Genomic DNA, 9924 nt, shown 5'->3' on the forward strand with positions numbered 1-9924 from the left:
TAAATCAACTTGATTTATTAATTGAGGCGGAATTATACTACATAAATAAAATAGCTCTCATTTCTTGCCATGATCTCAACACTGCGCCGCCTCGGCGCCAATGAACGCCGCATGCTGCACGAGGTCCGCCGCCATGGCAGCATGGCCAAGGCGGATCTGGCGCGGGTGACGGAACTGAGCACGCAAACCGCGTCGGTCATCATCAATCGCTTGCTGGAAGAGCAACTGGTGCGCAAGCTGGAGGTTCAGCGCGGCCGGGTGGGGCAGCCGTCGCAGCCGATTGCCCTGAATTCGGACGGCGCCTACGCCATCGGCATCCAGATCGGCCGCCGCACGCTGAAGGTGGTGCTGGTCGACCTGCTGGGCACGGTACGCGAGCGCTGGGAACTGGCCTACGCCAGTCCGGACGCCGACCAGGTGTTTGCCGCGATCGAGCAGCAACTGGCGCGCCTGTTGTCCGCGCTCGGGCCGCAAGCCGCCGGCCGGCTGTGCGGCGTGGGCGTCTCTGCCCCGCGCAATTTCGGCGAGTGGGAAGAGCTGCTGCGCATGCCGCCGGTCGACGCGGCGGAGTGGGGCAGCATGGATATCGGCCAGCGCGTGCAGGCGCTGACGACGCTGCCTGTCAGCGTGGCCAAGGACACCGCCGCCGCCTGCGTGGCGGAACTGATGGTCGGGAGCGGACGCGGCATTGCCAGCTACCTGTACATCTACGTCGATACGCTGGCCGGCGGCAGCCTGGTCATCAACGGCTGGCCGCATGCCGGCGTGCACGGCAATTCCGGCGCCGTCGGTTCGATGCCGATGCGGCCGGCCGCTGGCGGCGGCATGCCGGATCAGCTGCTGAGCGTGGCGTCGCTGGTGACGCTGGAGCAGCGCTACGCCGCTGCCGGCCTGGCGGACGACGCCATGGCCGACGGCCGCGCCATGCAAACGCCCTGGCTGCCGCTGACGCAGGCGTGGCTGGCGCAGGCGGCCAACGCCATCGCCTACGCCATCTGCAGCGCGGCCTGTTTCATCGATCTGGACGGTGTGGTGGTGGACGGCCGCTGCGACCGCGCGCTGCTGGCGGCCTTGCTGGACCTGGTGGACAGCGAACTAGGCCGCTACAACTGGGCCGGCGCCGCGCGTCCGGCCCTGCTGACCGGCGAGGTGGGCGACGACGCCAAGGTGATCGGCGCGGCTTATTTGTCACTGCACGCTAGTTTTGCGCCGCTGCAGGGCTGAGGCTTTTCAGATAGGCGATCAGCGCGGCGCGTTCCTGCTTGCTGCGCACGCGGAAGTCCATGTTCTGGCCAGGCAGGAATTTTTCAGGATCGGTCAGCCAGCGGTCAAGCGAGGTTTCGTCCCACACCAGGTCGGCCTTGCGCAGCGCGCGCGAGTAGTCGTAGCCCTTGACGCTACCCGAGCGGCGGCCGAATACGCCGCGATGGTGCGGCCCGGTTTCGTCGGTGTCGAGCGCGTGGCATTCCGTGCAGCGTTTTTGCCATATGCGCTGGCCTTGCGCGATCTGCTGGGTGTTTTGCGCCTGTGCCGTCCCTGCCAGCAACAGCGCCAGGCAGCATGGCAGTACATAAGTGAACATGGTGAATCCCCGTTATCTGGCTTGCGTTTATTTCTTATACGCAAGGAAATAGCAACTGGATTCAATCCGTTGCTGGCGCACATCTTAGCTGACTTCAATAAAATATTTGCAAGAAAACCAGTGCGCTGGCGGAAAAGTCCGTCATTTGGCGGATAAAAGCGGGCTTTTGCGGTAGGGCGGGCGTAAATCCTTTAAAATAGCGGGTTAAGAAATACTCTCGCATAGTCTTGAAGGATTAAAAATGTCAATTTCCAGCACCGAAGAAATCGTCGCCGAATTGCGCGCTGGCCGCATGGTGATCCTGGTCGATGAAGAAGACCGGGAAAACGAAGGTGACCTGGTGCTCGCGGCGGACTTCGTCACGCCGGAAGCCATCAATTTCATGGTCAAGTACGCGCGCGGCCTGGTCTGCCTGACGCTAACCGAGGAACGCTGCAACCAGCTGGAACTGTCGATGATGTCGACCAAGAACGGCACCGCGTTCGGCACCAATTTCACCGTCTCGATCGAAGCGGCCGAAGGCGTGACCACCGGCATTTCCGCCGCTGACCGCGCCAAGACCATCCAGGTGGCCGTGGCCAAGGATGCGCAGCCGGCGGACATCGTCCAGCCGGGCCACATCTTCCCGCTGAAGGCGCAAAAGGGCGGCGTGCTGATGCGCGCAGGCCATACCGAAGCCGGTTGCGACCTGACCGCCATGGCCGGCCTGACGCCCGCTTCGGTGATCTGCGAAATCATGAAGGACGACGGCACCATGGCGCGCCTGCCGGACCTGCTGGAATTTGCCAAGGAACACGATCTAAAAATCGGCACCATTGCCGACCTGATCCACTACCGCAGCCGCAACGAGTCGCTGGTGGAAAAAGTGGGCGAGCGTCCGCTGAAGACCGCCCAGGGCGAGTTCCGCATGATCGCCTACCGCGACAAGCCGAGCGGCTCGGCGCACCTGGCGCTGGTGCACGGCGAAATCGAGAAGGGCAAGGAAACCCTGGTGCGCGTGCACCAGCCGGTATCGATCCTGGACGTACTGGAATCGGAAGCGACCACCCACTCGTGGAACCTGTCGTCGTCGCTGGCCGCCGTCAAGGCTGCCGACAGCGGCGTCATCGTGCTGCTGAACTGCGAAGAGACCGCCGAGCAGTTCTTCTCGCAATTCGAGGCGCTGGGCAAGCCGGAAACGCGTCCGAAGGGCCGCGCCGCCAGCATGGACCTGCGCAGCTACGGTATCGGCGCGCAAATCCTGCGCGAAGTCGGCGTCTGCAAGATGCAGCTGCTGGCCAGCCCGCGCAAAATGCCATCGATGACCGGCTTCGATCTCGAAGTGACCGGCTACGTCGCCAAACCGAACTAATCAACCAACATATATAGAGGCCATCATGACGGTAGGAAGCTACGAAACCAATCTGAACGGCGAAGATCTGCGCATTGGCGTGGTACAAGCGCGTTTTAACGAAGACATCTGCCACGGCCTGCTGTCCGCCTGTCTGGCCGAGCTGAAGCACCTGGGCGTGGCGGATGAAGACGTGCTGCACGTGACCGTGCCGGGTGCGCTGGAAGTGCCGCTGGTGCTGCAGAAGATGGCCGAGTCGCAGCAGTTCGACGCGCTGATCGCGCTGGGCGCCATCATCCGTGGCGAAACCTACCACTTCGAGCTGGTGTCGAACGAGTCGGGCGCGGGCATCACCCGCATCGGCCTGGACTACGGCATCCCGATCGCCAACGCGATCCTGACCACCGAGAACGACGAGCAAGCCGAAGTGCGCATGGCCGTCAAAGGCGCCGATGCGGCGCGCGTGGCCGTTGAGATGGCCAATCTGACCATCGCCCTGGAAGAGCTGAACCAGGATCAAGGCGACGACGAGTAAGAATTAACACACGAAGGTAGAAAATGAACGAGAAGACTTTGCACGCCAACCCCAGCAAGAACCGCACGCCGCGTCACCGCGCCCGCGAGTTCGCGCTGCAAGGGTTGTACCAGTGGCTGCTGAACAATGAATCCGCCTCCACGGTGGTCAACCACATCCGCGGCGCGCACGGCTTCGACAAGGCCGACGCCGAGCACTTCACCGTGCTGCTGAATGGCGCCATCGGTTCGTCGGTCGAGCTGCGTGCGATGTTCGCGCCGCTGGTGGACCGTGGCATCAACGAGCTGTCGCCGATCGAGCACGCGGTGCTGCTGATCGGTGCTTACGAGCTGAAGAACAATCTGGAAATTCCCTACCGCGTCGTCATCAACGAAGCGGTGGAACTGACCAAGTCGTTTGGCGGTATCGACGGCCACAAGTACGTCAATGGCGTGCTGGACAAGCTGGCTGCCCAGCTGCGTCCGGAAGAAGTCGCTGCCGACAAGAAGCGCTAAGCCGCCTCCGGTATTGCCAAAAGCCACCCACGGTAGCGTGCGGTGGCTTTTTTTATTGAGGGATTGACCGGGCAGGGGAGTGCCGCGCAGAATTGTCTTTCAGGTAATTTTGGAGCGGTATCATCGAATTGCACTCTCCACGCTGGCGCCGGCGCGGCTGGCTGGCGCTGATCGCCGGCGCGCACCTGCTGGCATTTCTGTGTCTGCGGCCGCCTGAGCGGCCCTTGGCGGCCCCTGTGACGCCGCACGAGCCCATCACCTACATTCTGGCGCCGCCCAAGCGCGTGCCGGCGCCGACGCCGGCCGTGCGGCCTGCGCGCACGGCAGCGAAAGCCGCACCGGTGGCGCGATCCGTGCAGCAGGCCGGGCCGCAGCCGATCACGCTGCCGCCGCCGGAGCCTGCGCCAGCGCAGGCCATCACCGCGCCGACCTTGCCGCCCGATCCGTTCGCGCTGCCGGGCAAACCGGAGCCGGACCTCAAGCAGCGCGCCATCGCCGGCGCGGCGGCGGCCGACAAGCTGGCGCTGAAGGAATCCTGGACCCAGCGCGACCGCAAGCTGGTCAACGACGAAACCGCACTGGCCGCCGCCATCGGCAAGGCCTATCGCGGCGGCGGCATACGCCAGGTGGAGATGATTGCCGCCGATGGCAGCCGCATCACCAAGTTCATCATGCCGGGCGGTAAAGAAGTCTGCTATACCGCCGCCTCGAACAATTTCAGCGGCGGGCGCGATCCCTTCCGCGACAGCGGCAAGATTATTGCCGGTCCCTGCCCGCACTAGGGACGAAAAAAAGCCGCCTGACCAAGGCGGCTTTTGCTTGCGGCGCAGAGCGGATCAGAGACCGGCGATTTGCGTACCACTCACCGATTTCTCGGCGGCAGCGACTGGCGCTGCTGGTTTAGGCTGCGAAGCGACCATCACCGGAGTAATGGTAGGCACTTTCTTGCCAGCCGAAACCTGTTTCAGGCGATTGTACTCAGCCAGCACCTTTGAACCGTAACCTTCATCGGTTTCAAAGGCTGCGGCGCCCACGTAGCTCTTCAGGCCGGCTTCCACCGAACCGCCACGGGTCACATAATCCTTCAGGATCAGCGAACCGACGCGGATGTTGGCGACCGGGTTCAGCGCGGCTTGCAGGCCGCCCATGTCCTGGAACTTCTCGTGGTGCACTTTCGACATCACTTGCATCAGGCCTTGCGCGCCCATCGGGCTTTCCGCGAACGGATTCAGGCCGGATTCGATCGACATCACCGCCAGGATCAGCAGCGGATCGAGCTTGATCTCGCGGGCCGTCAGGTAAGCGGTCGATACCAGCATGTTGGCGGCGTCACCGGCGACGCGGTAACGCTTGGACAGCCAGGTGGTCACCCATTGCTGCTGCTTCTGCGTGCCCAGCAGGGCCTTTTCTTCGGCCGTCAGCGGTTCCGCTGCTGCGGCTGCCGCATTGGCGGCTGGCGCCTCCATCAGGGCCGACAGCGGTGGGGCGGTCACGACCGCCACTTCAGCTTCCGGCGTGCGGTTCAGGCTGTCGCTCAGGGCTTTGGCCAGATCCGGACGAACAAACATTACTGCCATTACTACTAAAGCGCTCACGCCGACGACGGTCAACGTATGCTGGGCGGTGGTCAACACACCCTTTGCCGAAATGCGCGCCGTGGAGAACCACGCGGCTGGCTGGCGAGCCATCAAACGGGCAAACAACATTGCACCGGTATTGCTATTAATCATAAAGTTCCCCTGAAATGTCCGTAAAAGCGGGTCCCTGCCAGCGTCAAAACGCAGCTCAACAGGTGCTAATGCCGTGCATCAGAAATATCTCGTTCGTCGCCGCTGTAGAAGAGCGCGCGAGAACGCCATCATTGCTTGCTTGTTGCTGATCTCTCCCGCAGGAGTCAACCAGAATGCAATACAACTACTTTCGGGGAGGAAGGCAGACGCCTTTCGAAAACACTCCTTAAAATGTCATGTGGAGCCCCGACTCCGTGAATGAATGAGCGCGACTTTGTGTGGTCCGCATGAGGTCCGGAGACCTGCTCTCTTCAAGTAGGGTGGATTGTATGAGGCGTTTTATATCAAGTCAATACTAACGCGAACAGTCTTTATAACTTTTAAATCTAGAATTTTGCCTTGTGTTCGGTGGAAAACCAATAAAATCAACCACTTGACCTGTATTTTTAAACAGTACGCTTTAATGTAAGAAAATATTAAAAACCGATGAAATATTCCGATCTGCGAGATTTTATTTCTCAACTGCAAGGAATGGGTGAACTTAAACCCATTTTGACCCCTGTTTCGCCGCATTTAGAGATGACCGAGGTATCCGACCGCACGTTGCGGGCCGGCGGACCGGCGCTGCTGTTCCAGAATCCGGCCGGTCACAGCATGCCGGTGCTGACCAATTTGTTCGGCACGCCGCGCCGCGTGGCGCTCGGCATGGGCGCCAGCGACGTCAGCGAATTGCGCAAGATCGGCCACGTGCTGTCGCGCCTGAAGGAGCCGGAGCCGCCGAAGGATTTCAAGGACCTGCTGGGCCTCGGCTCGCTGGTGAAAGCCGTATGGGATATGGCGCCCAAGGAATTGCGCGGCGCGCCGTGCCAGGAAATCGTGTGGGAAGGCGCCGATGTCGATTTGTCGAAATTGCCGATCCAGCACTGCTGGCCGGGCGACGTGGCGCCTTTGATTACCTGGGGCCTGGTGATTACCAAGGGCCCTAATAAGAAGCGCCAGAATCTGGGCATCTACCGCCAGCAGGTGCTGGGTCCGAACAAGGTCATCATGCGCTGGCTGGCGCATCGCGGCGGCGCGCTGGACTTCCGCGAGCACGCTATACAGAGCAAGGGAAAACCGTATCCGGTGTGCGTCGCGCTGGGCGCCGATCCCGCTACTATATTAGGTGCGGTCACGCCGGTGCCGGACAGCCTGTCCGAATACCAGTTCGCCGGCCTGCTACGCGGCAGCCGCACCGAGCTGGTCAAGGCCATCGGCAGCGAACTGCGCGTGCCGGCGTCGGCCGAGATTGTGCTGGAAGGCCATATCTACCCGGATGAAAACCATCCGAGCGGCTACGAGCATGCGCTGGAAGGACCGTACGGCGATCACACCGGCTACTATAATGAGCAGGACTCGTTCCCGGTGTTCACCATCGACCGCATCACCATGCGGCGTGATCCGATCTACCACTCTACTTATACGGGCAAGCCGCCGGACGAGCCGGCCGTGCTGGGCCTGGCGCTGAACGAGGTGTTCATTCCGCTGCTGCAAAAGCAGTTCAGCGAGATCACCGACTTCCACCTGCCGGCAGAAGGCTGCAGCTACCGCATGGCGGTGGTGCAGATCAAGAAGCAGTACGCCGGCCACGCCAAGCGCGTGATGTTCGGCGTGTGGAGCTTCCTGCGCCAGTTCATGTACACCAAGTTCATCGTGGTGGTGGATGAAGACGTGAACATCCGCGACTGGAACGAGGTGATCTGGGCCATCACGACCCGCGTCGATCCGACCCGCGACACCACGCTGGTGGACCACACGCCGATCGATTACCTGGACTTCGCCTCGCCGGTAAGCGGCCTGGGCAGCAAGATGGGCATCGACGCCACCAACAAGTGGCCGGGTGAAACCACGCGCGAGTGGGGCACGGTGATCACCATGTCGCCCGAGGTGAAAACACGGGTGGATCAAATTTGGCAGGAGTTGGGGCTGTAAGGTATAATGATTGCTGGCGGGCCCCTGCGCATTGTGGCATGGCCAACCTGGTCAGGTCGGGAACGAAGCAGCCACAGCTATTCACCATAAGTGCCGCAGATCAGGCTCGCCTCCTTATTCTAAAAAAGCCATGTGTGCTGAGACGCTCAAGATCGTCTCACGGCCACATGGCTTTTTTTATTTATTCATCAACCCGCGCCTCGACGGGACGTTCGGATGCCACCATCAGCGGATTCTCTTTCAGTAGGGCCGCTTCCGGCTTCAGCTTGATCTCGTTGCCGGCATCGGTGTTATAAACCGTGCCGCCGACCTTCAGCTGCGCCGGGTGGCCGAACTTGAAGATCACCGCCTTGGCGCTGGGCGCGAACATGCTCAGCGCGCCGGCCATTTTCTTGATCGCCTGGTTCATCTGCGCCACGCTGCTCATCAGCGGCGTGTAGTTCCATTGCAGGCCTTCCGGCAGCGGCGTGGTGGCCAGGTAGCTGACCGCCGACTTTTCGCCTTTCGGCAGGCTGGTCATGATCTTGGTCTCCTCGGTCATCCACTTGGCGTTGGGCACCAGCGCCAGGCGGTAGTCCGGGGAAAGCGGTGGCAGCGGCTGACGCTCGCTGCCTTGCACCACGGTCAGCACCACGTCGGATGGCTTGTAGTTCTTGTTGTTCGGCTTGATGGTGACGAACAGGTTGATCTTGTCGCGCTCGGCGGGCGGAATGGCGTAGAACTTGTCGAAGCGCAGTTCTTCCACCAGTTTTTTGTACGGCACCCATTCGCGTTCGTCGGCGTGGGCGGTGAGGGATAGCAGCAGGATGGGGAGCAGGGCAAGTTTTTTCATTTTTAGCATGTTAAAAGAAAAACAAATTGTAAGGCGGAATGGCAGACTTACCTAATCCACTCTCGACTTGTTACAATTGCCGCTTTGGCACCCGCTATCTACGGTAAAATCCCAGCATGTCCTATCAAGTCCTCGCCCGTAAATACCGCCCCCGGAACTTCGAAACGCTCGTCGGCCAGGAGCACGTGGTTCGCGCGCTGACGCATGCGTTGCATAGCGGCCGGCTGCACCACGCCTATCTGTTCACCGGCACGCGCGGCGTGGGGAAAACCACCTTGTCGCGGATTCTGGCCAAGTCGCTCAACTGCATCGGCCCGGATGGCAATGGCGGCATCACCGCCACGCCGTGCGGCGTGTGCGAGGCCTGCACAGCGATCGATGCCGGCCGCTTTGTCGACTATATCGAGATGGATGCGGCGTCCAACCGCGGCGTCGACGAGATGGCGCAGCTGCTGGAACAGGCGGTGTACGCGCCGAGCAATGCGCGCTTCAAGGTCTATATGATCGACGAGGTGCACATGCTGACCAACCACGCCTTCAACTCGATGCTGAAGACGCTGGAGGAGCCGCCGGAGCACGTCAAATTCATTCTGGCGACCACCGATCCGCAGAAGATTCCGGTGACGGTGCTGTCGCGCTGCCTGCAGTTCAATCTGAAGCAGATGCCGCCGGGTCACATCATTGGCCATCTGGAAAATATTCTGGGGCAGGAAGGCATCAGCTTTGAACATCCGGCGCTGCGGTTGCTGGCCACCGGCGCCCATGGTTCGATGCGCGATGCGCTGTCGCTGACCGACCAAGCGATCGCCTACGCGGCCGGCGCGGTGACGCTGGATGCGGTGCAGGGCATGCTGGGTGCGCTGGACCAGTCGTATCTGATCCGCGTGCTCGATGCGCTGGCGGCGCAGGATGGCGCCGACCTGTTGGCCGTGGCCGATGAGATGGCTACGCGCAGTCTGTCGTACAACGGCGCGTTGCAGGATCTGGGCACCTTGCTGCACCGGATCGCGCTGGCGCAGACGGTGCCGGCCGCGCTGCCGGACGATTTGCCGGAATATGCGGACATCGTGCGTCTTGCCGCCGCGTTTGACGCGGAAGAGGTGCAACTGTATTACCAGATCGCCGTGCACGGCCGCAATGAACTGGGCCTGGCGCCGGATGAATATGCCGGTTTCTCGATGACCTTGCTACGGATGTTGGCCTTTCGCCCCGGCGTAGGCGGGGCAGAGGGACAACCAGCCGCCGCGCCAGCGGTGTCGCGCCAGGCTGCCATGGCTTCGGCCCGCGCTGCCGCCGGTGCGCCGCCGGCGCGCGCAGCCGCCAACGTGCAGGCCAATCACGCCAGCGTGGTGCCGCCGTCGGTCATCGCCGGTGCGGCCGCTATGGCGCGCAACGATGCGTCGCCAACCGCTGCGCCGGCACGAGCGGCAGCTACGGCGCCGTCTATGTC

Annotated in this window: 10 protein-coding genes and 1 other RNA gene; 8 read left to right on the plus strand and 3 right to left on the minus strand. The window is 61.9% G+C overall.

Annotation, left to right across the window (positions count from 1 at the left end; genetic code table 11):
• The first annotated feature begins 69 nt into the window (after positions 1-69).
• Positions 70-1224 carry an ROK family transcriptional regulator gene (locus GJ698_RS25395; protein WP_154360656.1) on the plus strand — a complete coding sequence of 385 codons (1155 nt, stop codon included), beginning with the start codon at positions 70-72 and terminating at the stop codon, positions 1222-1224.
• On the opposite strand, the gene GJ698_RS25400 is transcribed toward GJ698_RS25395, so the two are convergent.
• The gene (locus GJ698_RS25400) at positions 1199-1582 is read right to left on the minus strand and encodes a c-type cytochrome (RefSeq protein WP_154360657.1); all 384 of its coding nucleotides are present in this window, start codon (positions 1580-1582) and stop codon (positions 1199-1201) included. The two genes, GJ698_RS25395 and GJ698_RS25400, sit on opposite strands and share 26 nt — an antisense overlap.
• Positions 1583-1823: 241 nt before the next feature.
• Here GJ698_RS25400 and ribBA point away from each other — a divergent pair, with 241 nt between their 5' ends.
• The 4 genes from ribBA to GJ698_RS25420 all read left to right on the plus strand — a co-directional run bounded on the left by ribBA (position 1824) and on the right by GJ698_RS25420 (position 4723).
• Complete coding sequence (gene ribBA / locus GJ698_RS25405) at positions 1824-2933, plus strand: bifunctional 3,4-dihydroxy-2-butanone-4-phosphate synthase/GTP cyclohydrolase II (RefSeq protein WP_154360658.1); 1110 nt, start codon at positions 1824-1826, stop codon at positions 2931-2933.
• A 25-nt stretch (positions 2934-2958) separates the two neighbouring features.
• Positions 2959-3447: a 6,7-dimethyl-8-ribityllumazine synthase gene (gene ribH, locus GJ698_RS25410; protein ID WP_110849839.1), complete on the plus strand. Its 489-nt coding sequence runs from the start codon at positions 2959-2961 to the stop codon at positions 3445-3447.
• A 23-nt stretch (positions 3448-3470) separates the two neighbouring features.
• Positions 3471-3941 (plus strand): transcription antitermination factor NusB, encoded by a 471-nt coding sequence (gene nusB / locus GJ698_RS25415; protein ID WP_154360659.1) that lies wholly within the window; start codon positions 3471-3473, stop codon positions 3939-3941.
• Between the two features lie 128 nt (positions 3942-4069).
• A complete protein-coding gene (locus tag GJ698_RS25420; RefSeq protein WP_154360660.1) occupies positions 4070-4723 on the plus strand; it encodes a hypothetical protein in 654 nt (217 codons plus the stop codon).
• Between the two features lie 54 nt (positions 4724-4777).
• Here the strand turns inward: GJ698_RS25420 and GJ698_RS25425 are convergent, their stop codons facing one another.
• Positions 4778-5629, minus strand: a complete 852-nt coding sequence (locus tag GJ698_RS25425) for a transglycosylase SLT domain-containing protein (RefSeq protein ID WP_229260166.1) — start codon at positions 5627-5629, stop codon at positions 4778-4780.
• Between the two features lie 528 nt (positions 5630-6157).
• Here GJ698_RS25425 and ubiD point away from each other — a divergent pair.
• Together ubiD and ffs are read left to right on the plus strand one after the other, a co-directional pair.
• On the plus strand, positions 6158-7642 hold the full coding sequence (gene ubiD / locus GJ698_RS25430) for a 4-hydroxy-3-polyprenylbenzoate decarboxylase (RefSeq protein WP_154360662.1): 1485 nt from the start codon (positions 6158-6160) through the stop codon (positions 7640-7642).
• 15 nt (positions 7643-7657) lie between these two features.
• Positions 7658-7756, plus strand: an RNA gene (ffs, locus tag GJ698_RS25435) — signal recognition particle sRNA small type.
• 67 nt (positions 7757-7823) lie between these two features.
• On the opposite strand, the gene GJ698_RS25440 is transcribed toward ffs, so the two are convergent.
• The gene (locus GJ698_RS25440; RefSeq protein WP_154360663.1) at positions 7824-8474 is read right to left on the minus strand and encodes a hypothetical protein; all 651 of its coding nucleotides are present in this window, start codon (positions 8472-8474) and stop codon (positions 7824-7826) included.
• 116 nt (positions 8475-8590) lie between these two features.
• Here GJ698_RS25440 and dnaX point away from each other — a divergent pair.
• Positions 8591-9924, plus strand: a 1334-nt coding sequence (gene dnaX, locus GJ698_RS25445; protein ID WP_154360664.1) for a DNA polymerase III subunit gamma/tau, incomplete at its 3' end; no start/stop codon positions are given.

Origin of the sequence: Duganella aquatilis, assembly GCF_009674565.1 — a bacterium.
Classification (GTDB): Bacteria; Pseudomonadota; Gammaproteobacteria; order Burkholderiales; family Burkholderiaceae_D; genus Rugamonas; species Rugamonas aquatilis.

What these genes read in the sequence shown, in the direction of transcription:
- GJ698_RS25395 (WP_154360656.1), top strand. Translation starts at nt 70, where the DNA reads ATGATCTCAACACTGCGCCGCCTCGGCGCCAATGAACGCCGCATGCTG.
- GJ698_RS25400 (WP_154360657.1), bottom strand. Translation starts at nt 1,582, where the DNA reads ATGTTCACTTATGTACTGCCATGCTGCCTGGCGCTGTTGCTGGCAGGG.
- ribBA (WP_154360658.1), top strand. Translation starts at nt 1,824, where the DNA reads ATGTCAATTTCCAGCACCGAAGAAATCGTCGCCGAATTGCGCGCTGGC.
- ribH (WP_110849839.1), top strand. Translation starts at nt 2,959, where the DNA reads ATGACGGTAGGAAGCTACGAAACCAATCTGAACGGCGAAGATCTGCGC.
- nusB (WP_154360659.1), top strand. Translation starts at nt 3,471, where the DNA reads ATGAACGAGAAGACTTTGCACGCCAACCCCAGCAAGAACCGCACGCCG.
- GJ698_RS25425 (WP_229260166.1), bottom strand. Translation starts at nt 5,629, where the DNA reads ATGGCTCGCCAGCCAGCCGCGTGGTTCTCCACGGCGCGCATTTCGGCA.
- ubiD (WP_154360662.1), top strand. Translation starts at nt 6,158, where the DNA reads ATGAAATATTCCGATCTGCGAGATTTTATTTCTCAACTGCAAGGAATG.
- GJ698_RS25440 (WP_154360663.1), bottom strand. Translation starts at nt 8,474, where the DNA reads ATGAAAAAACTTGCCCTGCTCCCCATCCTGCTGCTATCCCTCACCGCC.